Raw genomic sequence first — 26,065 nt, 5'->3', positions numbered from 1 at the left:
TACGCGATCCCCGCCCGGCTCCAATCTTCCTTCCGCGAGAGCGAGGCGAGCTGGGACTAGTTCGTGAGGTTCAAGACCTCGGCGGTCGCGGCGAGGGACGCGGCAGCAGCAGCGGGGTCGTCGGAGAGGCGGGTGCCGTAGCTGGGGATCATCTGGCGGATCCGCGGCTTCCAGCCCTCGATGCGGTCGGGGAAGCAGCGCGCCAGCAGGTCCACCATGATCGGCGCGGCCGTCGAGGCTCCCGGCGAGGCGCCGAGCAGGCCGGCGATCGAGCCGTCGCTCGAGGTGATGACCTCGGTGCCGAACTGCAGCACTCCCCCGAGCTTGGGGTCCTTCTTCATGACCTGAACGCGCTGGCCGGCCGTGATGAGCTCCCAGTCCTTCGAATCCGCGGCGGGAATGAACTCGCGCAGGGCCTTGATCTTGGCGTTCCGCGACGCGAAAACCTCGCCGATCAGGTATTTCATCAGGTCGAAGTTGTTCTTCGCGACGGCTAGCATCGGGCCGAGGTTGTGCGTGCGAATGGAGAACGGCAGGTCGAACCAGGTGCTCGTCTTCAAGAACTTGGGGCTGAACCCGGCGTACGGGCCGAACAAAAGCGACATTTCGCCGTCGACGACGCGGGTGTCGAGGTGCGGAACCGACATGGGCGGGGCGCCCTTGGCCGCCTTGCCGTAGACCTTGGCCTGGTGCTGAGCGACGAGCTTCGGGTTGGTGGTGCGCAGGAACTGGCCACTGATCGGAAAACCACCGAAGCCCTTGATCTCGGGAATCCCGCTCTGCTGTAGCAGAGCGAGTGCGCCGCCACCGGCTCCGACGAACACGAAGCGGGCGTTGATGGTACTGCGGGTCTGCCCGACCTGGCGCAGCAATTTAAGGTTCCACGTGCCATCCGCTTTGTGCCCCAGGCCCACGACCTGCTCGTTCATGTGCATCGTGACGCCCTGCTGTTCGAGGTTCTCGAACATGAGCCGGGTGAGGGCGCCGAAGTCGACGTCGGTGCCGCTCGTGATGCGGGTGGCGGCGATCTTCTGGCCGGCGGGGCGCTTGCGGGTGAGCAGCGGAGTCCAGGTGCCGATGGTGGCGGTGTCATCGCTGAATTCCATGCCGGCGAACAACGGCTCGGGAGCGAGCACGGCGTGGCGCTTACGCAGGTATTCCACGTTGGCTTTGCCGTGCACGAAGGTCATGTGCGGGGTGGAGTTGATGAACTTCTCTGGCTCGGGCAGGGCGCCGATCGAAACCAGGTGCGCCCACAGCTGGCGGCTGATCTGGAACTGCTCGTTGATAACGACGGCCTTGTCGGCGGTGACCGAACCGTCCGCAGCCTGCGGCATGTAGTTGAGTTCGCATAGCCCGGCGTGGCCGGTGCCGGCGTTGTTCCACGGGTTCGAGCTCTCTTGGGCCAGCTCGCCGAGGCGCTCGTACACCTCGATGCGCCAGTCGGGCTGCAGCTCCTTCAGGAGCGTGCCGAGGGTGGCACTCATGATGCCGCCACCAATGAGGACTACGTCAACGGTTCCCTGAGAATTCACACTGTCGAGTGTATCGCTGCGAGCGGATCCGCCTGACCGCGCACTCACCGCTCGCCCGCGCGCCGAATGACGATGACCGTGACATCGTCGGGGGCGCTGAGCCCGGCCCGCAGCATCAGCGAATCCACAGCGTTCTGGGCAGTCGGCGCCCCACGCACCAGCCGGTCGACCGCGTCGAGGGAGGCGAGCGTGCCGTCAAACAGGTCGAGCACACCGTCGCTCACCGACACCAGCGTGCTGCCCGGCGCGAGCACGACAGTCTGCTCCTGCCAGGGCGAGTCGTCGCCGGCGCCGAGCGGCAGCCGCAGCGACGTGAGCCGCTCGGTCGTGCCGTCGGCGTGCACGACCAGGGTGAGGCCGTGGCCGGCATCGACGTAGCTCACGACACCGGTGTCCATGTCGAGTCGGGCGTGGAACAGCGTCACGAAACTGCCCGCCTCGTCGAGGTCTGGGTCGAGCGTCGCCGCCGCGATACGCGCGACCTCGGCCACACCATCGAGACGAGATCCGGCTCGCAGCACTGCCCGCACGGTCGCCGCGATGATCGCCGCACCCACCCCCTTGCCCATGACGTCAGCGAGGGTGAAGGCCGCGCCCTCCCCCACCGGATACCAGTCGTAGAAGTCGCCGCCGACGGCGCGCGACGGCGAACAGGCCCCGGCCACCTCGAACCCCGGCAGGCTCACGAGTTTCTTGGGCAGCAGGCCGTGCTGTACCGCGGCTGCCTGGTCGAGTTCCTGCGAGGCGTTCAGCTCGTTCTGCACCCAGAACGCCAGGTCGCGGAGCAGATTCTGCTCGAGCGCCGAGAACTCGCGCGGCACGGTATCGAACACGCATAGGGCGCCGATGCGTTCGCCGCCTTGCGCTTCGAGAACATGACCGGCATAAAAGCGGATGCCCGGTTCCCCGGTCACATAGATATTGTCGCGAAACCGCGGGTCCAGCCGGGCATCGGGCACGATCAACGTGCCGCAGGCGTCGATGGTGGAATCGCAGAAGGCACTGGACCGCGGATACTCGAGGGGCTGATCGGGCTCGATGCCAGCGCTGGACTTGTTCCACTGCCGGTCGTGGTCGATGAGCGAGATGATGGCGATCTGCACATGGAAGAGCTCTTTGACCAGCCGGGTGATGCGGTCGAAGCGTTCCTCCGGCGCGGTGTCGAGGATATGCAGGTCGTCGAGCGCGCGCTGGCGGGTGAGTTCGGTGTGCTGGAAAATAGCCGACGCAGTCATGACCGCAGCGTTCGCACGATGTGCCAGCGGTTCACGTCGCCGTCGCGGGTGTATTCGAGCTCGTCGACGAGGGCCTGGATGAGCGCGATTCCCCGGCCCGATTCGCTCAGCGCATCGGGCATCTCACGGCTGTCCACCGCACCGTCTGATGCGGGGTCGGCGGACGCCGCGAGCAGCTCCACTACCGTCCCCCCGGTATCGCTCAGCCGCGCGTCGATCGAGACAGCGCTCACCTCGAGCCGCAGTGCGCAGGTCACACCGCTGCCGGTGTTGCCGTGGCACAGGACGTTCGAGGCGAGTTCGATCAGGGCCGTCTCGAAACTGAAACGGTCTCTCGGGGAGACGTGCGCGGCATCCGCCCAGACCGTTTCGAGCAGGGCGTGCACGGTGTCCACGTCGTCGGGCGGTGAGACCAGCGTGAGGGTGTGCGCGCTCACGCTAACCATGGAACGCGCTGCTCGCGGCGGGATACGCGGTGAGGACGCGTTCCATGTTGGTCAGCTGCAACACCAGGCGCACCTGCTCGTTCGGCGCGGCGATGCGCAGGTCGCCGCCGGCCTGCCGGGTGACCTTGAGGCCGCCGATGAGAGCGCCGAGGCCCGAGGAGTCGATGAAATCGACGTCGCTCAGGTCGACAGCCACCCGATTCTGGCCGGCGGCGACGGATGCTGCCACCACCTCCCGCAGGCGCGGTGCGGTGACCATATTCAAACGTCCCATGATGTGCACGACGGCGATGCCGTCGCCCTGGTCGGTGACCGTGAATTGCATTAGCGGCTTGTCTCCTTCGGGGTAAAGCCTTGATAGCGGGCGGCGGGTACCAGCACGCTGAGAATGACGAGGTCGAACACGACCCAGGCGAGGTTCACGAACGTGCCGATGGGTTCGCCGACGCCGAGCGCCAGCCGGGTCACGCCGATGATGGTGGCGACGACGAGCACGATGGCGACGATGATCTGCGGCCGGATCAGGTGCCAGGGCGCAGCGCCCTCCTGCCGGGTTTTCGGGGTGACCGCGAAGCCGAGCGGCCGGTGGAAGACCACGTTGGCGACGGCGGTCGTGGTGGCTTTGATCCAGACCGGGAACAGGGCGAGGCTGTACTGCTGGCCCCGCCAGGTCGAGATTCCGTGGCTGGACAGGATGAACAACAGCTGGTTGGCGATCATGAACGGCAGAAAGCGCAGAAAGAATTCGAGGGCCGTCGTATTGACCGGCAGAATGCCGAAGCAGAGAAAGACGGCGGGGGCGGCGAAGTAAACCAGCGCGGCGTAGCCGCTGAGATAGCTCCACATGGTCGAGAAGTACATCAGTCGCTGCGGCAGGGTGAGGCCGCGCTGCACCAGCGGGTTCTCGCGCATCATGACCTGCATCGTGCCCTGGGCCCAGCGCAACCGCTGGGTGAGCATGGTGCCGAGGTCTTCGGGAGCGAGTCCAATGGCGAGGGTTTCGTGATGATAGACGGTGCTGAAGCCGAGGCCGTGCAGGCGCATGCTCGTAGCCATGTCCTCGGTGACGCTGATCGTGGCGAGCGGCATGAGCGGCTGGGCCTCGTCGGCGCGGTCCACGTCGATCGACCGCAGCAGCACCTGCACCGATTCGAGGGCTCCGAGCGGGGACAGGTCGCGGGCGGCGAGTAGCTCGAGGCTGTGTGCGGGAATGGCGCTGGCGGCATCCGTTTCGAGCTGCAGTTCGGCGATGACGGCCAGGTCGAGGGTGAGTAGGTGCAGGTCAACGGCCACCAGGTCGCGCGACACCGCCGTGATGCGATTCTGCAGCGTGTAGGTGGCAGGCCCGATGGTCTCGCCGGCGGCGATCGCGGCGCGCGTGTCGCTGATGGCCGCGCCCACCTCGTGCAGGGCGGCCTGGACGAACGGGTCCTGCGCGTCGTTGACCCGGCCGGCCCGGGCGAGCACCCGGGCGGCGCCGGTGAGGGCGCGGGTGACGGCGCGCTCCATTTCGAGCACGTAGCGGGTGATGCCGAGCTGCATGAGCGCTTCGCGGCGCAGGAGGGCATTGGAGCCGCAGAAGAACGCGGCGTTCCAGCCGTCTTTGCCCTGCTGGATCGGTCCGTAGAACAACGGAGCCTGGCTGCCGAGCGGATCGCCGGCGCCGACGTTCTCGAACACCTGCGGCGTCTGTACCAGAGCGATCTTCGGGTCGGCGAAGTAGCCGAGAGTGTGGTCGAGTATCTGCGGCAGCGGAACCTGGTCGGCATCGAGAATGAGTAGGAACTCGCCCGCGGTGCTCATGAGCGCGTTATTGAGGTTGCCGGCTTTGGCGTGCAGCGGGCGATTCTGCCAGTCGGCTCCGCGGGTGATGTAGCCCACGCCGAGCTGGTCGGCTGCCTCGCGCATCTCGGGGCGGTTGCCGTCGTCGAGGATGAACGTGGAATGCGGGTAGCGGATGCCGCGCGCCGCCAGCGCGGTGCGCCGCACCATCTCGACGGGCTCGTTATAGGTCGTGATGAACACGTCGACGGTGAGGTCGGCGGCCGGCGCGGTGGGAAGCTCGCGCTCGCGCGCCCGCCACATGGTGAGGCCGAACAGGGCGACGTCGATCAGGCTGTAGGTTTCGGCGAGCACGAGGGCCACGGCGATCCACCAGGCGTCCCAGTTGAGCGAGAAGAACCAGCGCCACAGAATATAGTTCGCGCCGAGGGCGACGGTGACCAGCACGGCCACGCGCACGAGCAGTAGATGCGCCGCGGATCGGGCGGGGCGAACCGGTTTCCCCACATTGCTCCCTGATCCCAGGCCGCTGAGACAGGCGGATTCTGACACCAGAATAAACCCGCATGCGACTCCGCACCGATTCCCGAAGTGGGCATTGTGCCGTAATTCGGACTGCGCTAAAGGCGCGCTCGTGGTGGGGGCTATGAAAGGTATGGTTTCTGACAACGACGAGCGGCGCGTGGCCGTCATCATCGAGGATGACGCCGACATTCGCAACCGGCTCGAGGCCGTGCTCACCCAGGCCGGGGTCGAGACCATCGCCACGAGCAACGGCCTCGACGGCATCGCCGCGGTGCGCGCCTACGACCCGATCGTCACCACCCTCGACGTGAGCATGGGCAACCTGCGCCGCAAACTCGGTGACAGCAGCATGACCCCAAGCTGGTTGGAAACCGTGCGCGGCGTTGGCTACCGCCTGGCAGCCCAGGAGTAGCGGCCCCGGAATTAGACGGGAACTCGGCGTCCGGTGCCGTGCCGCGCGCTGAAGTTCTCACTCGCTGAAGGCCTCCGGGCCCACCTTGCGACCCCGGGCCCAGTTTATAAACTGGGCCCAGGGACGGGGCCCGGGCCCCGTGCGCCACCAGGGCCGGCCGGAGCTGCCGGGCCCAACTTGCGAAAGCTGGCCCAGCTTCTATCACGGGCCCACTTTCCGGGCCCGGGCGAGGCAAGCACAGGCGCGCGGCAGGGCAGTTCGGAACGGGCTAGGCGGCTCGTGCGGCGGCGATGAGTTCGGCGATCTGCACGGCGTTCAGGGCTGCACCCTTGCGCAGGTTGTCGTTGCTGATGAAGAGGGCGAGGCCACGGCCATCCGGTACGCCTTCGTCTTGACGGATGCGACCGACGAAGCTGGCGTCCTGGCCGGCGGCCTGCAGCGGCGTGGGGATGTCGGTGAGTTCGACGCCGGGGGCCACCTTCAACAGTTCCTCGGCGCGGGCGACGCTGATCGGCTTGGCGAACTCCACATTGATCGAGAGCGAGTGGCCGGTAAAGACGGGCACGCGCACGCAGGTTCCGGAAACCAGCAGTTCGGGCAGTCCGAGGATCTTGCGGCTCTCGTTCCGCAGCTTCTTCTCTTCGTCGGTTTCGAACTGACCGTCGTCGACGATGCTGCCGGCCAGCGGAATCACGTCGAACGCGATCGGCCGGGCGTAGATGGTGGGCTCGGGCAGGGTGACGGCACTTCCGTCGTGCACGAGCTGGAACAGGTTCTCATCCTGCGCGGCAACCCGCACCTGGCTGGCCAGTTCGAACGCTCCGGCCAGGCCACTGCCGGACACGGCCTGGTAGGTGCTCACAATGAGGCGCTTGAGGCCGGCTTCGTCGTGCAAAACCTTGAGCACGGGCATGGCGGCCATGGTGGTGCAGTTCGGGTTGGCGATGATGCCCTTGACGGCCTGCTTGATGGCTTCGGGGTTGACCTCGCTGACGACGAGGGGAACGTCGGGGTCCATGCGCCAGCCGCTCGAGTTGTCGACGACGAGCACACCGGCCGCGGCAAACCGGGGCGCCTGCGCTTTGGAGAGCGTGGCGCCGGCCGAGAAGATGGCCACGTCGAGCCCGGTCGGGTCGGCAACCGAGGCGTCTTCGACCGTGATCTGCTCACCCTTGAAGGTGAGGCTGGTGCCGGCCGAGCGTGCTGACGCGAAAAAGCGGATGCTCTTCACCGGAAAGTCGCGCTCCTCCAGCAGACGACGCACCACGGCGCCGACCTGTCCGGTGGCGCCGACGACGCCGATATTGATGCCGGGGGTGTTGGCTGAGCTGGTCACGTGTGGTTCCTAACGTCTGTGGGGCTGTCTCCCGTGGCTAATTCAGGAAATTCGGACTGCTTGCTGGCATTTCGGCCCCCGGAGCGGATGCCGGTGGTCGATTTTCTGATTTAGCCCCCGAGAGTCGGGGTGATGGGCTTCATTCTGTCAAAACGGGAGTTCCTCCCCCTGCCACCCGGCCTAACTCTCGCAATTTCTAAACCCGAGAAAGTGGACCCGCGTAATTACGCGGAAGTTGACAACCAACGGGACAATTTGCAGGAGTTATGACGGTGAGGCGGGGTATCCGTTTGGCGACGTGTGAGTTTTTAGGCCATTTGGGGCCTAGACCGGGTCAAAACTCACACCTCGGCGGGACTAGCGGCCGGAGCCACCGTGCACGACGGCTTCGATCTCACCGTCGAGCCCGAACGCGGTGTGTACCACGCGGAGGGCCTCGTTGATGGTGTCGGCGCGGGTGACGACCGAGATGCGAATCTCACTGGTCGAAATCATCTCGATGTTGATCCCGGCCTCGTAGAGCGCCTCGAACAGCTTCGCCGAGACGCCGGTATTGGTGCGCATACCTCCGCCGACCAGGGCGAGCTTGGCGATCTGGTCGTCGTACTGCAGGCTCTTGAAGCCGATGAGCTCTTTCTCGTTGGTCAGCGCGGTGAGCACCTGCTGGCCCTCCGACTTGGGCAGGGTGAACGAGATGTCGGTGAGCCCGGTGGCGGCGGCCGACACGTTCTGCACGATCATGTCGACGTTGGCGTTGGTGCGCGCGACAATCTTGAAGATGAGCGCGGCCTTACCGGGAATGTCGGGCACACCGACCACGGTGACCTTGGCTTCGCTCAGGTCAGCGGCGATTCCGGCGATGATTGGCTCTTCCACAATTACTCCATTTTCTCGCGCGGTCGCGGCGTTGTACACGATGGTGCCGGTGTTGTTGTTGAACGAGGAGCGCACGTGCAGGGTGACGCCGTGCCGGCGGGCATATTCCACAGCGCGAATGTATAGAACTTTGGCTCCGGCAGCGGCGAGTTCGAGCATCTCCTCGCTGGTGACGCGCTCGAGTTTGCGGGCATGGGGAACGACCCGCGGATCCGCGGTGAAGACGCCATCGACATCCGTGTAGATTTCGCAGATGTCGGCGCCGAGGGCCGCGGCGAGGGCGACGGCGGTGGTGTCCGAACCGCCGCGGCCGAGAGTCGTGATGTCCTTGGTATCGCGATTGAAGCCTTGGAAGCCAGCGACGATGGCGACGGCGCCCTCGTCGAGGGCCGAGCGGATGCGGCCGGGCGTGACGTCGACGATGCGCGCGGAGCCGTGGCGGGCATCCGTGATCATGCCGGCCTGGCTGCCGGTGAAGGAGCGGGCGTCGTAGCCGAGGCTCTTGATGGCCATCGCGAGCAGCGCCATCGAGATGCGTTCGCCAGCGGTGAGCAGCATGTCGAGCTCGCGCGGGGCGGGAAGCGGCGTGACCTGGTGGGCGAGGTCAAGCAGTTCGTCGGTGCTGTCGCCCATCGCCGAGACGGCGACGACGACCTCGTTGCCGGCCTTGCGGGTGTCGACGATGCGCTTGGCGACCCGCTTGATGCTTTCGGCGTCGGCGACGGATGATCCGCCGAACTTCTGCACGATCAACGCCATGGGACTCCTGAGATGGGGGTGTGCGGCTTGTTGTGCGGGCCGCGTCCAAGTTCCCATCCTAAATGCTGGTGCTGGCGGGCCGGTGCCATGTGACGTTGCGCGGCAGAGGGGGTGCGGCGGTGGGTGGGGTGTGCGGGGCCGGGTGGGGGTGTGCGGGGGTCGGTGTGCGGGGGTCGGTGTGCGGAGGCGGCATCCGCTCGCTGGGCCCACCTTATGGCCCGGGGCCCAGTCTATAAACTGGGCCCAGGGACGGGGCCCGGGCCCCGTCCACAAGAACGAGGGGTGCGCTAGGCGCAGCGGAGGCGACCGGGCTAGTGAGTGACCTCGCGGCGGCCCTCAAAGGCGCGGCCGAGCGTGACCTCGTCGGCGTACTCGAGGTCGCCGCCCACGGGCAGGCCGGAGGCCAGACGGGTGACCTTGATCTCCAGGGTGGTGAGCAGGCGGGAGAGATAGGTGGCGGTGGCCTCTCCCTCGAGGTTCGGGTCGGTCGCGATGATGACCTCCTGAACGGTGTTGTCGGCGAGGCGCTGCATCAGCTGGCGGATGCGCAGGTCGTCGGGTCCGACGCCGTCGATCGGGCTGATGGCCCCGCCCAGCACGTGATAGAGGCCCTTGAACTCGCGGGTGCGCTCGATCGCAACGACGTCCTTGGCCTCTTCGACGACGCAGATCGACGTGGGATCCCGGCGAGGATCCCGGCAGATCAGGCAGGTAGGCTGCTCGGAGACGTTGCCGCAGATGTCGCAGAACCGCACTTTGTCGCGCACCTCGAGCAGCACGTTGGCGAGCCGGGTTACGTCGAATTTCTCGGTCTGCAGGATGTGAAACGCGATGCGCTGCGCCGACTTCGGGCCGATACCAGGAAGCTGGCCGAGCTCGTCGATCAGTTCTTGGACGATGCCTTCATACATGGTTTAGTGGTCGTTTCTGGTTCGGGGCGCCGCGGAGTGCGGCTGTTCTTCGATGAAGGTGGCACCGAGAATCTCGCGCACGACGGCCTCGCCGTAGCGCTGCTTCTCAGCGAAGGACGGCGCCCGCGACGGGTCCTTCGTGGAGCCGCGCTGGCCGGACGCGTTCGGGTGCTGGCGGGGGGCTTGTGCGCTCTCACCGAGGTTGGGTTGACCGAGGCTGGAGCGACCGGCATTCTGCTGGACAGCGGTCTCGTGACCTGCGGTCTGCGGGCCTGACTTCCGCTGGGGCGCGCCCTGGGGCTGTCGACTCTGCTGGGCGTTCGTGGGAACAGCGCTTACGGGCACAGCGGATGCCTCGGCGTGCGCCTCGTAATTCGGCACGCGCTCGTCGGCGGGGGCGTCCATCTCGGGCGGAACGTCGTCGTCGAACGGCGGCGGTACGTCATCGTACGGCGGCTCGTCGTAGGACGTCGATACGAAAGCAGTCGCGGCCCAGGGTTCGTCTGACGCCACGCCCGCGGATGAACCCGCAGTCCCAACCGACTGTGCCGACACTGGCGATGACGATTCGGGGGCCTGAGCTGCTGGCGGTGCAGCGGTTTCGGGAGCCGGGGCATCCGTTGCGTCGTCGTCGAGAGCGGGCAGTGCCGGGCCGTTCGGTGAGCCGGGGATGGCTACGGTCGCCCATCCGCTGGTGGATGCAGCGACGGGCGACGCGCCTTCAGCGGCCGGCGAGGCTGGCTCGCGCGGCGCAGCGGGAGGGGCAGACATAGTGCGGGGAGTTACGTCGGGTTTCTGGGCAGACGGCGCGGTCGCAGTGTTCTCAGTCGCAGCAGTCGCAGCAGTCGCAGACGGCGCGCTTGTCGGGGACGCCGGCGAATCCGCTGCCTCGAGATTCGGGACGGCCGAGCCGACAGCATGCGCTGCTGCCGAGGGCGATTCGGGTGCCGGGCCTGCTGGCGCAGGCTCCGCTGCGGCTGCGGGTGCGGCACCGGACGCCGCGCTCGGCGAGGAAGTCTCGCGCCCAGCGTCGACGCGCGCGATGAACTTGACCCGCAGGCCGAGCACAGCGACGATCGCGGTGCGCAAGAAGTCGCTCGTTCCCATTCCGGGGACCTTTTGCTGCTTGAAGCTCTCGACATCGGCGTGACTCGGGAACGACAGGGCGAGTACGTCGCCGTTCAGGCTGAGTACGTGGGCGGTGTAGACGACAAGCCACGCGGTGGTCTTCTCGTTCTTGACCGCTTCGAGAATCTCGGGCCAGGCGCCCTTGAGCTGTTGCAGGGAGACCGGGGCACTGGGGACGATGGGCGGTTTGGGCGCGGAGGGCGCGTCCGCTGCCAACGGTGCTCGCGTTCCCGCCGCAGCCTGCGTTCCCGGAATGGCGGTCTCGACCGGCTCGACCGACGCATTGGCGGCGGACTCGCGGGTAGCAGCGGCGCCACCGGCAGCGGCAGCGACACCGGCAGCAGCAGCGACACCGGCAGCGGCAGCGACACCGGCAGCGGCGGAGCTGGCAGCCTGCGTTCCCGGGATGGCGGTCTCGACAGGCTCGACCACCGGATGGGGGGCGGACTCGCGGGCAGCAGGAGCACCAGCAACGGCAGCCACAGCGGGCACAGCCGCCACGCCGTCGACGCCGATACGACGCTCCAGGCGCTCGACCCTCGCGAGGGCGCCGCGAGTTGAGTCGTCGGTCGCGGGAATCAGGGACCGCGCGATCATGAGCTCAAGATGCAGGCGCGGCGAGGTGGCCCCGCTCATCTCGGTGAGCGCCGCGTTGAGAATGTCGGCGGTGCGCGAGAGTTCGGCCGACCCGAAGGCCGCGGCCTGCACGGTCATGCGTTCCAGCTCGTCTTGCGGCACGCCGCGCAGCACGGCCGCGGACCCCGCGACGCTTGTGGCCGCGACGATGATGAGGTCGCGCATGCGCTCGAGCAGATCTTCGACGAAGCGGCGCGGATCTTGCCCGGTCTGGATGACCCGGTCGACCGCGTCGAAGGCTGCAGCGGAATCACGGGCACCGATGGCCTCGACGGCCTCGTCGAGCAGCGATGCACTCGTGTAGCCGAGCAGCGCCACGGCGCGATCGTATTCAATGGACTGGCCATCAGACCCGGCCATGAGTTGGTCGAGCAGCGACAGGGTGTCGCGCGGCGAGCCGCCGCCGGCGCGCACCACGAGCGGCAGCACGCCGGGCGCGACGACCATCTTCTCGGTGTCGCACATCTGCTGCACGTACTCGAGCATCGGCCCCGGAGGCACCAGCCGGAACGGATAGTGATGGGTACGCGAGCGGATGGTTCCGATCACCTTTTCGGGTTCGGTGGTCGCGAAGATGAACTTCACGTGTTCCGGCGGCTCTTCGACAATCTTGAGCAGCGCGTTGAAACCCTGCGGGGTGACCATGTGGGCCTCGTCGAGGATGAAGATCTTGTAGCGGTCGCGGGCGGGCGCGAAGATGGCGCGCTCGCGAATGTCGCGGGCATCGTCGACACCGTTGTGACTCGCCGCGTCGATTTCGACGACGTCGAGCGAACCGCCGCCGTCTCGGGCGAGCTCGACACAGCTAGGACAGACACCGCACGGGGTGTCCGTCGGGCCCTCAGCACAGTTGAGACAGCGGGCCAGGATGCGCGCCGATGTGGTCTTGCCACAGCCGCGGGGGCCGCTGAACAGATAGGCGTGGTTCACCCGGTTGGTGCGAAGCGCCGTCATCAGCGGATCAGTCACTTGGGACTGGCCGATCATCTCGGCAAAGGTCTCTGGCCGGTAGCGGCGATACAGGGCGGTAACCACGATCTCAATGGTACTTGCCGCAACCGACACTCGCCCCCGCCGCGGCATCCGCTGCGACAATCGTGAAGCGGATGCCGCGGCGCGTTGAACCGACGACGGCGACATCCACGACGCTAACACCGGCCGGGCTGACCGCGCTTATGGTGGCGCAACCCGGGGTGCTCGCCGTGCTCGCGATCGGGGCTGCGGTGCTCGTGACCTGGACGTTCTGGCCCCGCAGAGAACGGGAAGACACCGACCGGGATGACGATCGTGATCGATCGTCTGATGCCGTTCCGGTTGGCGTCCGGGCCGCCGACTCCGACGCCGCTGGAGCCTCCCCCACTCCCCCGGGGTTAGCTCCGGATCCCTCCACTGCCGCGACGGAGGCCTCGGCCGCGTCCGCTCCCGGGGGCTCGTCAAACCATCCGAGCGGCCGGCCAGTGCAATGATCGCCCGGCAGCTCGTCCTCGCGGTTGCGGCGCTTCTCGCCGCCGCGCTCGTTCCCGCCGACTCGAGGTGGACCGACGCGACGTTTACGGATTCTGAATTCGTCGCATCCGCTGTGACAGCAATCGTGGTGCCAGCACCGGTGATCGACACCTGCACGGCGGCGAGCGTGCTCGTGTAGCTCAGCCTCGTGCCGCGGATCGTGCTGACCTGGCACTATCCGACCACCGGATACGCGGCGGCCAATGCCCGCTACTACAAATCGAACACCGGGTTCGGCGGGCTCATAGAGGTCTCGCTCGGCAGCGGGGTGAGCACGTCTGAGCCGGTATCGGGAACGTTCACGTCGACCTTCGAGGGTGCGCTGCTCGGCGGACTGCTCGGCGGGGCGGGCGACGTCGGGGTCGCTGCGGCCCACTCGAGCGGGCTCGCTCATCTCGAGCGCGCACGCCACGTTCCCGCTGCTGGTCGGCGCCGGAACCTGCACGATCGTGAACGCCTGACCCATTACCGCTGAGGTTCCCGCTTACAACTGCGGAGATTCGGCCGCGCTGGCCCAAAACGTAACGAAACTGGCCGCCGCCATGGAAAATCTCCGCAGTACTGAACGGGCCCGAGAGTAGAACACGTTGGAGCCTGCCGGTCGCCGCCATCTCCCGCATCTATCGCGTGCCGACCGGCCCCAGTGCAGGTCTGCGGAGATTCTCGGCGATCCCAGCCCAGTTAGGCCACAAGCGACCCAAGGAGGGCGTCTTCTCCGCACTTCTGAACCGCTGCTGAAGCATACGGGGCCGGCCTCTCCTCCCCAGTCACCGAATTCTGGTGGCAATCCACAACTTGCGCGCACCTCGCCGAGCACAGCGTCATTCGTCGCACTATGCAGTCATGAGCCACGACCTTGTCACTGTTTTGTGCCACTTGGGGCACGTCGCCACGTCACAGCAACTGGCGGGTATCGGGGCCAGCCGACGATCAGTGAAATCTGCAGTGGACTCCGGGCTGATCAGGCACGTTGCCCACGGCGTATTTTCCTGCGCGCACCTCGACGCGCCGACTCTCACCGCACTGCAAGTTGGCGGGCGGGTCGATTGTCTGACTCGCCTGTCGCAGCTCGGCATCTGGAGCGGAATCGCGCGGCCAGGACTGCATCTCCGCTTGCGCCCGCACCACCACCAGCGACGATTGGCCCCCGGCGCATCGATCCATTGGAGTCGCGCCTTCCACTGCTGGGCACCGGTGTTCGAAGTATCACCGTTTGACGCCGTGCTGCAAGCGTTGTCGTGCCTCGACGATGTCGACGCGCTGGCATGCCTGGAGTCCGCGCTTTTCATGAGGTTCATCACGGAGGACGACCTCGAAGAGCTCCTCCGTCTGGCCCCTGACCACCTGCGCGCGTTGCTGCGCCTCCTCGATCGCGGGGCGCAGTCCGGATTTGAAACGTTCAGCCGGGTGGGGTTCATCCGCGCGGGCTTTCGGGTCGCGACACAATTTTATGTGCCGGGTGCTGGCCGCGTCGACATGCTCGTGAATGGGTGCGTCGGAATAGAGACCGACGGTGAAGAATGGCACGGTCCGGAACGATTTCTGCCCGACCGCAGCAAAGATCGCGAAGTTGAACGGCAGGGGATTCGGGTCCTCCGCTTGTCCAGGCCACACATCTTCGACACGTGGCACACTACCCTCGAGACGGTACGTCGCATGGTGAACGACGCTGAGGACGCAGCAGCCTGGAAGCGCCGTTCGTAACGGCGGAGATATGGCAGAAATCGCCCCAATCACGCCAGATTCTGGGCTGAACGCGCGAATCTCCGCAGTTCTGCACGGCGAGCGCGGGAGGCCAAGCCTGGGGCGGGGTCAGCGCACCGTCGCCAGGGTCTGGCGGGCGATCTCGAGCTCCTCGTTGGTCGGAATCACGAGCACCGTGACCGCGGAGTCGTCGGCGCTGATCACGCGGGCGCCGCGCGCGGCGGCGGCATTGCGCTCGGGGTCGATGCGAATACCCAGGGCCTCCAGCCCGGCAAGGGCGCGCTCGCGCACGAGCGGCGCGTTCTCGCCGACACCGGCGGTGAAGGAGATCACGTCGACCCGTCCGAGCTGGGCATAATACGCCCCGACGTAGTCCTTAACCCGGTGCACGTAAACGTCGATCGCGAGCTGCGACGGCCCGTCGCCAGCGGTCGCGGCCACGATCACGTCGCGCATATCGCCCCGCCCGGTCAGACCGAGTAGTCCGCTGCCCCGGTTGAGTAGTTTGTCGATCTCGGGAAAGTCGAGTCCGGCCCGGCGATGCAGGTGGAACAGCACGCCCGGGTCGATGTCGCCGGAGCGGGTGCCCATGACGAGTCCCTCGAGCGGTGTCATGCCCATACTGGTCTCGACCGAGCGGCCGCCCTCGACCGCGCAGGCCGACCCGCCATTGCCGAGGTGCAGCACGATCTGGTTGAGGTCTTCGACCGGTCGCTGCAGAAAGTTCGCCGCCTCGCGCGCCACAAAGCCATGGCTGGTGCCGTGAAAACCATAGCGACGGATGCGATACCGCTCGGCCAGATCGGCATTGATCGCGTAGGTGAAGGCTTCGGGCGGCAGCGTCTGGTGAAATGCCGTGTCGAAAATGGCCACGTGCGGCACGTCAGCGAATGCCTCGACGGCCGCGACGATGCCCTGCAGCGCGCCCGGATTGTGCAGCGGCGCCAGCCCCGACAGCTCGTCGATGTCCTTCTCAACCTGCGGCGTGACGAGGGTCGGCTGGTGAAAGCGGGCTCCGCCGTGCACGACGCGGTGCCCGACGGCCACCGGAACGTGCCGCGCAAGCGACGGCCCGTGGGCCCGGAACGCTTCGAGCATCACGGCGAATCCGGCCGTGTGGTCGGGAATGGGCAGCTCGCGCTTCCACTTTCGATCAGCGGATGCCGGAACGTGCGTCTCCGCAGAAGCCTCCGCCGCCGATACCTCGGCCTTCACCCCGGCGATGGAGTGCACGGAATCGCCGACGACCTCGCCGATGCGCTCCACCATTCCGCTCGCCAGGGTGGTCTCGGTGTCCATCTCAATGAGCTGGTATTTGAAGGAGCTCGAACCGGAGTTGACGACCAGAACGGCGGTCATCGGGTGGCTCCGGCCGGGGTGGCGTCAAGGGCCGGCACCGCGGCATCCGTCAGGCCGGCAGCCTGGATGGCGGTGATCGCGACGGTATTCACGATGTCCTGTACCAGGGCGCCGCGAGAGAGGTCGTTGATCGCCTTGCGCAAACCCTGCAACACGGGGCCGATCGCGACCGCGCCGGCGCTCCGCTGCACGGCCTTGTACGTGTTATTGCCGGTGTTGAGGTCGGGGAAGATGAACACGGTGGCGCGCCCGGCCACGCTGGAACCGGGCATCTTTGTGGCGGCGACAGCGGCATCCGCTGCGGCATCGTACTGAATCGGGCCCTCGACCAGCAGATCGGGGCGGCGCTCCCGCACGAGGGCGGTGGCGGTGCGCACCTTCTCGACGTCGGCGCCCTCTCCGGAAGACCCGGTGGAGTACGACAGCATGGCGATGCGCGGCTCGATGCCGAACTGCACCGCCGTGGCGGCAGCGGAGATGGCGATGTCGGCGAGCTGCTCGGCGGTAGGTACCGGAATGACGGCGCAGTCACCGTAGACCAGCACGCGGTCGGCGAGCGCCATGAGGAACACACTCGACACCACGCCGACGCCGACCTGCGTCTTGATGATCTCGAAGCTTGGCCGAATGGTGTGCGCGGTGGTGTGGGTGGCGCCGGAGACCATGCCATCGGCGAGCCCGAGCTGCACCATCATCGTGCCGAAGTAGCTCACGTCGGTGACGGTTTCGTTGGCTTGATCCAGCGTGATTCCCTTATGTGCCCGCAACTGCATATATTCCTGCGCGAATTTGAGGCGCAGCAGGTCGTCATAGGGGCTCACCACGTGGGCCTTGGAGATATCGAGACCAAGGCCGATGGCGCGCGAGCGCACCTCGAACTCTTCGCCGAGAATGGTCAGCTCGACCACATCGCGGGCCAGCAAGGTGGCGGCAGCGCGCAACACGCGGTCGTCCTCCCCCTCCGGCAGCACGATGTGCTGGCGGTTCTGGCGCGCCCGCTCGAGCAGCGCGTACTCGAACATGAGCGGCGTGACGACTTCGGCCCGACTCACATCGAGCCGGTCGAGCAGGGCCGCCGCGTCGACGTGCGTCTCGAACAACGCCAGCGCAGTGTCGTGCTTGCGCTGCGAGTCGGCGGCGAGGCGTCCGCGGGTGCGGGTGATGCGCATGGTCGTGTCGTAGGAACCGAGCGAGGTGCGAATGATCGGCAGCGAGGGCGCGAGGCCCTCCATCAGCTGCTGGATAGCGTCGGGGAGGTCGAAACCGCCGTTCAGCACGATTCCGGCAATCGAGGGGAAGGTGGCGGAGGCGTTGGCCAGCAGCACGGCCAGCAGCACGTCTTCGCGGTCGCCCGGAACGACGACGACGGCGCCCTCGATGAGGCGCGGCAGTACGTTGACCATGGACATGGCGGCGACGACAACGCCGAGCGCCTCGCGGGCGAGCAGGGCGGGGTCACCCTTGATCAGGTGGCCCTCGGTGGCCTCCATGATGCTCTGCATGCTCGGGGCGACAAGGTAGGGATCTTCGGGAATGGCCCAGATCGGCACGCCGAAGGCTCCGCCCGAGCGCGCCGGCTGGGCGTTGGTCGTAGCCCGCACCGAGTCGATAATCTCGGCCAAGGCGGTTTCGTCGGCCCGGTTGACGATGATCGCCAGAATGGATGCGTGTTCGTCGCGCAGTTCCGCCAGCGCCACGTCGGTCTGCTGGCCGATGTCCACGGCCGAACGGGCGTCGCTCTGGCCGAGGCGTTCGCCCTCGCCGGGGCCGACGCGACCGCCGAGCACGAGTAGCACAGGGGCTCCGAGGTTCGCGGCGATGCGGGCATTGAAAGCCAGCTCGGTAGGACTGCCGACGTCGGTGTAGTCGCTGCCGATGACGACGACCGTGTCGCAGTTGGCTTCGATCGCCTTGTATCGGGCGACGATCACGGCCAGGGCGGCGTCGGGGTCGGTGTTGACGTCGTCGTAGCTGACACCGATGCTCTGCTCGTAGGTCTGCCCGGCCGCGGAACCGGGGCCGGCATTGGCCTGCAGGTGACGCAGCAGGAGCTCGACGACGTAGTCGGGTTCGGTTGCGGTGCGAGCGACCGGGCGGAACACGCCGACCCGTTCCACCAGGTGGGTGAGCGTGTCGACCACGCCGAGCGCAATCGAGGATTTGCCGGTATTACCTTCGGCGCTGGTGATATAGATGCTTCGAGCCACGATGTCCATTCAAGCGTATTCGGGTTGGGAGAGTGTGGGGCGTGGGTCAGACGCTGGGCGAGACATCCGGCCTTCGCGGTTCGCGAGCGAACGCGTCAAACCAGCCACGCGACGCGGTGCCGCGGCTAGACATTGTCGGCGCCGGTCTCGGCGGCGGCGGCATCCGCTTGGGAAGACCAGGACCAGTTCGTGATGGACGGAACGTCTTCGCCGTGGTCGCGGGTGTATTGGCGGGCGGCGAGGCGGGCATCCTGCATCTGCTGCCGCAGCAGGCCAGCGCGGGCGGCGAGCCCGGGGGTGCGGTCGATGACGTCCATAACGAGGTGGTACCGGTCGAGGTCGTTGAGCATGACCATGTCGAACGGGGTCGTCGTGGTGCCGATCTCCTTGTAGCCGCGGGCGTGCAGGTTCTCGTGGCCGTGGCGCTTGTAGGTGAGCCGATGAATGAGCCACGGATAGCCGTGATAGGCGAAGATGATGGGCTTGTCCGGCGTGAAGACGGCGTCGAAGGCGCTGTCGCTCAGGCCGTGCGGGTGGTCATCCTCGGACTGCAGGCGCATCAGGTCGACGACGTTCACGACCCGCACCATGAGCCCGGGCAGGTTCTCGCGCAGAATCTCGGCGGCGGCGAGCACCTCGAGCGTGGGCACATCGCCGGCGGCGGCAAGCACGACATCGGGGGCGAGACCGGCAACCTCGGTGCCAGCCCAGTCGAAGATGCCGAGGCCACGGGTGCAGTGCGCGACGGCCTGCTCCATCGTGAGCAGGTTCGGCGCCGGCTGCTTGCCCGCCACGACGATGTTGACATAGTTGACGCTGCGCAGGCAGTGGTCGTAGGTGGAGAGCAGCGTGTTCGCATCGAAGGGCAGGTAGACCCGCACGACGTCGGCGCTCTTGTTGACGACGTGGTCGATGAAACCCGGATCCTGGTGGCTGAACCCGTTGTGGTCCTGCCGCCAGACGTGCGAGCTCAGCAGGTAGTTGAGGCTCGCGATCGGCGCCCGCCACGGGATCTCGGCGGTCACCTTGAGCCACTTGGCGTGCTGGTTGAACATGGAATCCACGATGTGGATGAACGCTTCGTAGCAGTTGAACAGCCCGTGCCGCCCGGTGAGCAGGTAGCCCTCGAGCCAGCCCTGACACTGGTGCTCGCTCAGCATCTCCATGACGCGGCCAGCGCGGGCCAGGTTGGTGTCGCCGGGTTTCAGCTCGGCGTTCCACTGCTTGTCGGTTACCTCGTAGACCGGCGGGGCCAGCCGGTTCGACGCGGTCTCATCAGGCCCGAATATGCGAAAATTCTGCGGATTCAAACGGATGACCTCGGCCAGGTAGCCGCCCAGCACGCGCGTAGCCTCGTTCAGCGTTGCACCCGGCTCGGGCACGTCGACGGCGAAATCGCGAAAGTCGGGCAGGTGCAGGTCGCGGCGCAGGAGTCCGCCGTTGGCGATCGGGTTGGCGCTCATGCGCAGGTCGCCGTGAGGGGCGAGGTCGGTGATCTGTTTCACGGGAGCACCGTCTTGGTCGAACAGGTCTGCGGGACGGTAGGACAGCATCCACTGTTCGAGCAGAGCGGTGTGCGCCGGGGTGTCGCGGGCATTTGCCAGCGGAACCTGGTGCGCGCGCCACGTGTTCTCGACCTGCACATCGTCGATACGGGCGGGGCAGGTCCAGCCCTTGGGGGTGCGGAGGATGATCATGGGCCAGCGCGGGCGGGCGAAGTCCTCATTGTTTGCGGCAGCCTGGGCGGCGGCGGCCTTGATCTCGGCGATCTGGTTGAGCACCAGGTCGAGGGTCTCGGCCATGCGGGCGTGCACGAGCATCGGGTCTTCGCCGTCAAAACCGCCGCTCACTATATACGGAGTGTGACCGTAGCCGCGCATCAGATCGAGCAGCTCGTCTTCGGGGATGCGCGCCAGCACCGTGGGGTTGGCGATCTTGTACCCGTTGAGGTGCAAAATGGGCAGCACGACGCCGTCCAGCAGCGGGTTGATGAACTTGTTGGAGTGCCAGCTGGTGGCAAGCGGGCCAGTTTCGGCCTCACCGTCGCCGACCACCGCGGCCACGAGCAGGTTCGGGTTGTCAAACGCGGCGCCGTAGGCGTGGCTGAGGGCGTAGCCGAGTTCGCCGCCCTCGTGGATGGATCCGGGCAGCTCGGGCGAGGCGTGGCTGGGGATGCCGCCGGGAAAGGAGAACTGGCGAAACAGCTTCTGCACGCCGTGCTCGTTCTGCTCGATGTCGGCGTAGACCTCGGTGTAAGTGCCGTCGAGGTAGGCGTTGGCGACCATGCCGGGGCCGCCGTGGCCGGGGCCGGTGATGTAGATGGTGCTCTGGCTGCGTTCGGCGATCGCACGGTTCAGGTGCGCGTAGAGAAAGTTGAGGCCGGGCGTGGTTCCCCAGTGGCCGAGCAGGCGCGGTTTGACGTGGTCGCGGGTCAGCGCCTCTTTCAGCAGGGCGTTGCCGAGCAAGTAGATCTGGCCAACAGCGAGGTAATTAGCGGCCCGCCACCAGGCGTCGATGCTCGCCAAGGCCGCTGCACTGAGGGGTTTTGGCGCGCGCGAGGGCCAGGTCATGGTGCCGGAATCGTCGATCATCGGTCCTCCGCGTTGTCGCGCGGCGACACAGCCGCGCTCCTTCCATCCTATTGAGCCTCGCCGACCGGCCAAGTGCCAAAGGTCCCAACAACCGCGTACTCGGCTAAATGGGGGCCACGATCTCCACGCGATCGTCGCGCGAAAGCGCAAAAAGTGCCCGTTTGAGACCCTCAATCGGGCACTTTTTGCGCTCTCGCGGGCAGAATGGGCATAGAAAAGACTCCTCGCGCACCTCGGCACAGTGGCGCAGCCCCGGTTACCCTTGCGGGTCATGGATACGAAAAAGACCCCTCGCGCACCCGCCAGAGCCCGGTTACCCTTGCTACGTTTCCGTCCTGGGGGAATTGGCCAAGGTGGCGCCACACGAGGAGCCGAAGTTCAGTTTAGGGTACGACGCTGGGCGGCACCAACCGGGGGGGCGGTCTGCGGAGGTGGCGGCGGCATCCGCTGGAAACAGGTAAGATTCTCTGGTGCCGTTGCTTTATTGCAACGGCGGCCAGGAGAATTCGCCTAGTGGCCTATGGCGCACGCTTGGAAAGCGTGTTGGGTGAAAGCCCTCGGGGGTTCGAATCCCCCATTCTCCGCCACAGTGTTACCGCAGCGTGTTGGGTGACGCACAACGCCAATTCGCAGGGTCCGAATCCCCCATTCTCCGCCACAGTGTTACCGCAGCGTGTTGGGTGAAAGCACAAACCCCATTCGCAGGGCTCGAATCCCCCATTCTCCGCCACAGTGTTACCGCAGCGTGTTGGGTGAAAGCACAAACCCCATTCGCAGGGTCCGAATCCCCCATTCTCCGCCACACGGATGCCCGCAGCCCGCTCCCCCTCGGCGGAGCGGGGACGCTAGACGCCGGCGCGGTCGGCGAGGCCGCGCACGAAGGCGGCCTGTCCGGCGTGCTGCAGGTCGTCGGAGAGCACACTGGCCAGGCGCACACCGAGCGTGACGACGGGGGTCCAGGACTCGTCGATGACCCGGTCGAGGTCTGCCGCGCTCAGGGTGGCCAGGTAGGCGATGCTCGCGCTGTGCACGGCGTCGTAGTAGCCGCCGAGCAGGTCGGCGTCGGCGCGCACGGCGGCGACATCGGCGGAGGTATGCCCGTAGCCGGTCGCCGTCGGCCCGAACGGCAGGTCGAATCGTTCAGCCCAGCCCTGGCCGATGTACACCTGCTCGATACCGGCGAGGTCGGCGAGGTGGTCGTCCTGCACGCGGGACAGGTGCCAGGTGAGCCACGCAATGGTGTTGGCGTCGGCATCCGCTCGAAAGGTGAGCGTGGCGACGGTGGCATTTTTCAGGGTGCGATGCACCGTGCCCTGGATGCGGGAGAACTCTTCGATGAGAAGTTCGGTGGGGGTCATGGGTCTCCTTGGTCGTTCTTTTAACGTACCCCGGCTGGTCATTCTGCCGTCCTAGTACTCATCCGACGGATGCTGGCCCTCCTCCAGATCGAAACACGGTGAGAACGACGTAATTTTCAGTTCGGTGCCGGGAGCCCCGATCGACGCGCTGTAGAAGTCGCCTTGAGCGCCCGTCATATCCACCCGCGGTGCCCCCTGCCTGGTTTTGCGCCTTTCGACCACCACGCCGTCCTCCTTCTCCCATGCCGCGGCAATAATTTCGATCATGGCCTCAGAATCGACATCACCGATCAAAGTGACGGTCGTTCGACCGGGCCAAGCCAACTGATCATTCGCGCACCCCAAGAGATGCGCCTTCTGCGTCTGGGTCTGATCGCCGACATTTTCAACGGGAACGAAAGCCGCAGTCTCATCCTCCATCGCCATTGCGATGCCCTTAGCTGTCTGCAGATCCATGGAGGCATCACTTCCCTCATTCATCATTGTGCACGACGCCAACAACGCCGTAAGGGTAAGCATCCCGAGGACAGCCACGTATTTTCGCTTGGGATTCATCCGTAAATCAGCTCCTGAAGGTCTCTGACAACTTCTCGATTATTCACATCGTCAGTGGCGACGAGGTTGTGGCATCCATCGGAGAGACCTGTCTCGCTGGGCACATGGACTCCTCAGTACTTCATGCCCGGCTTCGTGCCGCCCTCCAGCTCGAAACACGGCGAGAACGAAGTAATGTACACTTGCGTGCCCGAATTCCAGATGGCCGCATTGTAGAACCCACCCGTGGCAACACGCATATCAACCTGGGCATCATCGCCCGTGGTGTCATCCTCCTCGACGGTGACGCCTTCCTTGACTTTCCAAGCCGCCGCGATGCGGTCGACAATACCTTGAGTGTCCACCTCGCCAGAAAATGTCAGAATCGTTCTACCCGACCACTGATAGGTTTCATCAGTACAGCCGAGCAGGAATGAAGATTTCATATGAGTCTGGTCCGCTACATCCTCCGGCGGCACCAAGAGTGCGGTCTCGTCCTCCATCGCCATCGCGATGCCCTTCGCCGTCTGGAGATCCATGGTGGCTGACTCGTTCGTTGACGCGCACGACGACAGCGCGACGGAGCACGCCACGGCAAGCATTGCGGCCCCGATGCGTCGACGACTCACTCGAGAAATCCGCCGTGCCGGCCGGCTGTTTGCGTTCACCATCCGACGCGCCTAATACTCATCCGACGGATGTTGCCCTTCCTCAAGCTCGAAACAGGGCGAGAACGACGTGATGTAGAGCTGCGTGCCCGAATTCCAAATGGCTGCTGTATAGAACCCGCCTGTCGCGACCGTCATGTCGACTTCGGCATCGTTACCAGTGTTGAAGGCATCCTGATCCACTGTGACACCATTTTTGAGCTGCCACGCCGCTGAAATGCTGTCAACAACGCTCTGGGGGTCAACGCCACCCGCAAAGGTCACAACAGTCCTCCCGGACCACTGATGACCTCCATTCCCACAACCAAGCAGGTGCGCAGTCTTCCGTTGAGTCTGGTCCGCTACATTTTCCGGCGGCACCAAGAGTGCTGCCTCGTCCTCCATCGCCATCGCGATGCCCTTGGCTGTCTGCAAGTCCATGGCGGTCTCCTTCTCTGCACCGGAAGGTGGTGCGCAAGCGGTGAGTCCCAGCCCCAGGACGAGTACGCCAGCTCCTATGCCAGCAATGATCGTCGATTTCACTTGTACATCCACTTCTCGAGGTCTCTGAAGACCTTATTGTTGCGCGGGTCGTCAGTAGCCACGAGGCTGTGATTGTCCACCATCACGGTCGGATACCATTTTGGCCCCTCATAATACGGCCCGGAGTCAAATGCGTCCCTGGACCGCGGATTGTTGCCGTCGCCGACGCCACCAGTGCCCTGTGCGACCTGCAGAATGTCTTCGTAGGAGAAGTCGGCGTAGGTAGTGGTTGAATCGGCTGTCCAGTCTTTTGGCATCCACGCTCCCGACAGGGAGACCACCGAGTCGTAGTGGGCTCCGGATACTTCCGCCGAGGTGATGTTGGCGAGCCCCCAGCTGTGGCCGATGGCGGTCGAGGTGGCGGCGGCGAACAGGGGGTCCGTGGCCAGGCCCGTTTCGAAGGCGGCCAGGACCGGGCCGGTTTGTTCGGCGAAGTCTGCGCTATTCGCATTGGGGATTCCTTTGGCCAGGCCACCACGAGTGCCGTCTGAGTCTCCGGGAAAGAGATCATCCTTGTAGATGAACGCAACAGTGTCCGGATGATTGTCGACGAACCACTGGGACACCGTTTGGACCGAGCCGTCGTAGAACATGTCCATATTGCTCATCGTGCCGGGCACGTAGGAGATGCGCTGACGCGTTTCACTTGACGGCGTTCCGCGCATTTCGATGATGCGCGCGCCCTCATGATCGTAGAGGTAGAGCTGATTCTTGCCGTCGACCGTTCGCTGCAGGTAGCTGCGCTCGTCCTCCAGCTGTTCGAGTTCCTTGGCGATCTGGTCACTTCTGCCGTAACTCTGCTTCCACCGGCCCCGCGTGCGGTCCATACCGGCGTTTTCAGCGTCGAGCTTGGCGGATTCGGCGTCGATTTCGGTGATTCTGGTGCTGGCGTTGAGGCGGTTGGCGGCGACGCGGGCGAGGGCTGGTAGTCCGTTCAACGATCCGAGCAGGGCCGGGGCCCCGGCGATGAGGGCGAGCTGAGCGGGTTCGCCCAGCTGCTGCCACCGCTCGGGGACGGTCTCGGGGGTGGCCGTCAGCATCCGCTTCACCAGGTCGGAATTGGTAGCGATCAGCACGGCCAGATCGGCTTCCGACAGCGTATTCATGCGGGCGATCAGGTCGTCGACCGAGCCGCGCACTGCTGCGTTCGTGCCGAACCACGCGGTCGCACCGAGCACTTGGTCCGACCCGAGGTCGCGCACACAGGTGGCATCGGCGGTGCGGCGCCGCGTCGCGAGTTCGTCCCAGAGCACATCGATGGCGGCGATCTGCGCGTAGGTGGTCTCGAAGGCCTCCTCCTGCCGAGTCTGGCGAACATCAGTGGGCATGAAGATGAAGGTGTCGCCCGGGGTGGTGAAGTCGGTTTTACCGAATTGCAGGTCGGAGAGGTCGCTGTCGGCGGTGGTGCGCCGCGCTGCGAGCAGGCGCTGCTCGCCCTGAAGTTCGTCGACCGTGACGGAATATGTTTCGAGGGCGGCGGCCTGCGCGTCCAGCCCGCGAATCAGCAGGTCTATCTCGGGAACCAGGCCCACGAGGCGTTCCACGAAGGCGTCGCGGGAGACCGCGGTCCAGTCGGTCGTTGCAGCCTGGGCTTGCGCGGCGGCGAGCGCTGTTTGCAGGGTGCGGAGGGCACCCGCTTTGCCGGAACGCGTACGGGCCTTGGACAGGATGCTGTCTGGCTCACCCAACCCCGGATTGGCGACGGTCCAAATGGTCAGTTCGCCTGCCGGCCGAGGGCGGAGTCGGTCGCGTGAAAATTTTCAGCCACGGTGCTCGGGAAGTCGCCGAGCGCGGTCAGCGCCAGCGCGGCCAGGTCGGCTCGTGCGCTCTGCTGGGACGTCGCGTCGCGCAAGGCAGCCGCGACCGAGTCGCTCTGCAGGGCACCCTCTGGCCAGCGAAATATCCAGTCGGAAAAGCTCAGCTGTGCCGCGGCCCCGGACAGGGTCGTCGACAGGCCGTCCAGCACCGAATCAGTCACCCGCAAAGTCGGCATCAGCATCCCCCGGCTACAAATCGACGTGCCCCCTGCTCGAGC

General features: G+C 65.9%; 22 protein-coding genes, 1 tRNA gene, 1 other RNA gene and 1 pseudogene. 5 read left to right on the top strand and 20 right to left on the bottom strand.

The genetic code is table 11. The features are described from left to right. Positions 1-56: 56 nt before the first annotated feature. From CXY78_RS08855 to CXY78_RS08835, 5 genes are read right to left on the bottom strand one after another with little or no spacing between them, the layout of a single operon-like run. The gene (locus CXY78_RS08855; RefSeq protein ID WP_104089016.1) at positions 57-1,535 is read right to left on the bottom strand and encodes a malate:quinone oxidoreductase; all 1,479 of its coding nucleotides are present in this window, start codon (positions 1,533-1,535) and stop codon (positions 57-59) included. A 44-nt stretch (positions 1,536-1,579) separates the two neighbouring features. Then, on the bottom strand, positions 1,580-2,770 hold the full coding sequence (locus CXY78_RS08850) for a PP2C family protein-serine/threonine phosphatase (protein WP_092340308.1): 1,191 nt from the start codon (positions 2,768-2,770) through the stop codon (positions 1,580-1,582). Further along, positions 2,767-3,207 (bottom strand): ATP-binding protein, encoded by a 441-nt coding sequence (locus CXY78_RS08845; RefSeq protein WP_158252862.1) that lies wholly within the window; start codon positions 3,205-3,207, stop codon positions 2,767-2,769. The genes CXY78_RS08850 and CXY78_RS08845 overlap by 4 nt, the downstream gene beginning before the upstream one ends. A gap of 1 nt (position 3,208) precedes the next feature. Then, on the bottom strand, positions 3,209-3,541 hold the full coding sequence (locus tag CXY78_RS08840; RefSeq protein ID WP_092340310.1) for an STAS domain-containing protein: 333 nt from the start codon (positions 3,539-3,541) through the stop codon (positions 3,209-3,211). After that, positions 3,541-5,505, bottom strand: coding sequence for a glycosyltransferase family 2 protein (locus CXY78_RS08835; protein ID WP_233206136.1), 1,965 nt, complete (start codon positions 5,503-5,505; stop codon positions 3,541-3,543). Before CXY78_RS08835 ends, CXY78_RS08840 begins: the two co-directional genes overlap by 1 nt. A 316-nt stretch (positions 5,506-5,821) precedes the next feature. Between CXY78_RS08835 and CXY78_RS22105 the strand changes: the two are divergent. Then, positions 5,822-5,935 (top strand): annotated as a pseudogene (locus tag CXY78_RS22105) (helix-turn-helix domain-containing protein); the annotation flags it as partial. A 268-nt stretch (positions 5,936-6,203) separates the two neighbouring features. On the opposite strand, the gene CXY78_RS08825 reads toward CXY78_RS22105, so the two are convergent. From CXY78_RS08825 to CXY78_RS08810, 4 genes are all read right to left on the bottom strand, one after another. Beyond that, positions 6,204-7,271, bottom strand: coding sequence for an aspartate-semialdehyde dehydrogenase (locus tag CXY78_RS08825; RefSeq protein WP_104089011.1), 1,068 nt, complete (start codon positions 7,269-7,271; stop codon positions 6,204-6,206). A gap of 357 nt (positions 7,272-7,628) precedes the next feature. Further along, positions 7,629-8,906, bottom strand: coding sequence for an aspartate kinase (locus tag CXY78_RS08820; RefSeq protein ID WP_092340317.1), 1,278 nt, complete (start codon positions 8,904-8,906; stop codon positions 7,629-7,631). Between the two features lie 311 nt (positions 8,907-9,217). Beyond that, complete coding sequence (recR, locus tag CXY78_RS08815) at positions 9,218-9,817, bottom strand: recombination mediator RecR (RefSeq protein WP_092340318.1); 600 nt, start codon at positions 9,815-9,817, stop codon at positions 9,218-9,220. A gap of 3 nt (positions 9,818-9,820) precedes the next feature. Next, positions 9,821-12,616 (bottom strand): DNA polymerase III subunit gamma and tau, encoded by a 2,796-nt coding sequence (locus tag CXY78_RS08810; protein WP_104089200.1) that lies wholly within the window; start codon positions 12,614-12,616, stop codon positions 9,821-9,823. A gap of 14 nt (positions 12,617-12,630) precedes the next feature. Here CXY78_RS08810 and CXY78_RS20735 point away from each other — a divergent pair, with 14 nt between their 5' ends. The 3 genes from CXY78_RS20735 to CXY78_RS08800 are packed head-to-tail and all read left to right on the top strand — an operon-like array spanning position 12,631 to position 13,562. Next, complete coding sequence (locus CXY78_RS20735; RefSeq protein ID WP_140425680.1) at positions 12,631-13,047, top strand: hypothetical protein; 417 nt, start codon at positions 12,631-12,633, stop codon at positions 13,045-13,047. Beyond that, the gene (locus CXY78_RS08805; RefSeq protein ID WP_104089009.1) at positions 13,044-13,226 is read left to right on the top strand and encodes a hypothetical protein; all 183 of its coding nucleotides are present in this window, start codon (positions 13,044-13,046) and stop codon (positions 13,224-13,226) included. The genes CXY78_RS20735 and CXY78_RS08805 overlap by 4 nt, the downstream gene beginning before the upstream one ends. Before the next feature lie 9 nt (positions 13,227-13,235). Next, positions 13,236-13,562 carry a hypothetical protein gene (locus tag CXY78_RS08800; RefSeq protein ID WP_092340321.1) on the top strand — a complete coding sequence of 109 codons (327 nt, stop codon included), beginning with the start codon at positions 13,236-13,238 and terminating at the stop codon, positions 13,560-13,562. A gap of 731 nt (positions 13,563-14,293) precedes the next feature. Here CXY78_RS08800 and CXY78_RS21015 read toward each other — a convergent pair. The 5 genes from CXY78_RS21015 to ffs form a co-directional block, all read right to left on the bottom strand. Beyond that, positions 14,294-14,719, bottom strand: a complete 426-nt coding sequence (locus tag CXY78_RS21015) for a hypothetical protein (RefSeq protein WP_140426005.1) — start codon at positions 14,717-14,719, stop codon at positions 14,294-14,296. Positions 14,720-14,899: 180 nt separating this feature from the next. Further along, entirely contained in the window at positions 14,900-16,150 is a 1,251-nt protein-coding gene (locus CXY78_RS08790; protein ID WP_104089006.1) for an acetate/propionate family kinase, read from the bottom strand. Then, the gene (gene pta / locus CXY78_RS08785; RefSeq protein WP_104089199.1) at positions 16,147-18,357 is read right to left on the bottom strand and encodes a phosphate acetyltransferase; all 2,211 of its coding nucleotides are present in this window, start codon (positions 18,355-18,357) and stop codon (positions 16,147-16,149) included. Before pta ends, CXY78_RS08790 begins: the two co-directional genes overlap by 4 nt. A 125-nt stretch (positions 18,358-18,482) precedes the next feature. Next, entirely contained in the window at positions 18,483-20,948 is a 2,466-nt protein-coding gene (locus CXY78_RS08780; protein ID WP_092340324.1) for a phosphoketolase, read from the bottom strand. A gap of 279 nt (positions 20,949-21,227) precedes the next feature. Then, positions 21,228-21,324: signal recognition particle sRNA small type (gene ffs / locus CXY78_RS08775), an RNA gene on the bottom strand. 123 nt (positions 21,325-21,447) lie between these two features. Between ffs and CXY78_RS08770 the strand changes: the two genes are divergently transcribed. After that, a tRNA-Ser gene (locus CXY78_RS08770) sits at positions 21,448-21,535 on the top strand. A gap of 258 nt (positions 21,536-21,793) precedes the next feature. Here CXY78_RS08770 and CXY78_RS08765 read toward each other — a convergent pair. The 6 genes from CXY78_RS08765 to CXY78_RS08740 all read right to left on the bottom strand — a co-directional run bounded on the left by CXY78_RS08765 (position 21,794) and on the right by CXY78_RS08740 (position 26,008). Further along, on the bottom strand, positions 21,794-22,306 hold the full coding sequence (locus CXY78_RS08765; protein ID WP_092340325.1) for a DUF664 domain-containing protein: 513 nt from the start codon (positions 22,304-22,306) through the stop codon (positions 21,794-21,796). 51 nt (positions 22,307-22,357) lie between these two features. After that, positions 22,358-22,861 carry a hypothetical protein gene (locus tag CXY78_RS08760; RefSeq protein ID WP_104089005.1) on the bottom strand — a complete coding sequence of 168 codons (504 nt, stop codon included), beginning with the start codon at positions 22,859-22,861 and terminating at the stop codon, positions 22,358-22,360. A 113-nt stretch (positions 22,862-22,974) separates the two neighbouring features. Continuing rightward, positions 22,975-23,379: a hypothetical protein gene (locus tag CXY78_RS08755; protein WP_104089003.1), complete on the bottom strand. Its 405-nt coding sequence runs from the start codon at positions 23,377-23,379 to the stop codon at positions 22,975-22,977. Between the two features lie 141 nt (positions 23,380-23,520). Beyond that, positions 23,521-23,928, bottom strand: coding sequence for a hypothetical protein (locus tag CXY78_RS08750; RefSeq protein ID WP_140425677.1), 408 nt, complete (start codon positions 23,926-23,928; stop codon positions 23,521-23,523). Between the two features lie 98 nt (positions 23,929-24,026). Next, complete coding sequence (locus CXY78_RS08745) at positions 24,027-25,718, bottom strand: hypothetical protein (protein WP_104089000.1); 1,692 nt, start codon at positions 25,716-25,718, stop codon at positions 24,027-24,029. A 26-nt stretch (positions 25,719-25,744) separates the two neighbouring features. Next, the gene (locus CXY78_RS08740; RefSeq protein WP_134505135.1) at positions 25,745-26,008 is read right to left on the bottom strand and encodes a hypothetical protein; all 264 of its coding nucleotides are present in this window, start codon (positions 26,006-26,008) and stop codon (positions 25,745-25,747) included. Between the last annotated feature and the right edge of the window lie 57 nt (positions 26,009-26,065).

Source organism: Cryobacterium sp. N19, from assembly GCF_002929595.1.
Taxonomy (GTDB): Bacteria; Actinomycetota; Actinomycetes; order Actinomycetales; family Microbacteriaceae; genus Cryobacterium; species Cryobacterium flavum.
This window is presented reverse-complemented; position numbering and strand designations above follow the sequence as displayed.

Bases quoted from the DNA above. Each gene is read 5' to 3' on its own strand.
- CXY78_RS08765 (WP_092340325.1), bottom strand. From the start codon at position 22,306: ATGACCCCCACCGAACTTCTCATCGAAGAGTTCTCCCGCATCCAGGGC.
- CXY78_RS08760 (WP_104089005.1), bottom strand. From the start codon at position 22,861: ATGAATCCCAAGCGAAAATACGTGGCTGTCCTCGGGATGCTTACCCTT.
- CXY78_RS08850 (WP_092340308.1), bottom strand. From the start codon at position 2,770: ATGACTGCGTCGGCTATTTTCCAGCACACCGAACTCACCCGCCAGCGC.
- CXY78_RS08840 (WP_092340310.1), bottom strand. From the start codon at position 3,541: ATGCAATTCACGGTCACCGACCAGGGCGACGGCATCGCCGTCGTGCAC.
- CXY78_RS08750 (WP_140425677.1), bottom strand. From the start codon at position 23,928: ATGGACTTGCAGACAGCCAAGGGCATCGCGATGGCGATGGAGGACGAG.
- CXY78_RS08790 (WP_104089006.1), bottom strand. From the start codon at position 16,150: ATGACCGCCGTTCTGGTCGTCAACTCCGGTTCGAGCTCCTTCAAATAC.
- CXY78_RS08820 (WP_092340317.1), bottom strand. From the start codon at position 8,906: ATGGCGTTGATCGTGCAGAAGTTCGGCGGATCATCCGTCGCCGACGCC.
- CXY78_RS08805 (WP_104089009.1), top strand. From the start codon at position 13,044: ATGATCGCCCGGCAGCTCGTCCTCGCGGTTGCGGCGCTTCTCGCCGCC.
- recR (WP_092340318.1), bottom strand. From the start codon at position 9,817: ATGTATGAAGGCATCGTCCAAGAACTGATCGACGAGCTCGGCCAGCTT.
- CXY78_RS08755 (WP_104089003.1), bottom strand. From the start codon at position 23,379: ATGGATCTCCAGACGGCGAAGGGCATCGCGATGGCGATGGAGGACGAG.
- CXY78_RS08780 (WP_092340324.1), bottom strand. From the start codon at position 20,948: ATGATCGACGATTCCGGCACCATGACCTGGCCCTCGCGCGCGCCAAAA.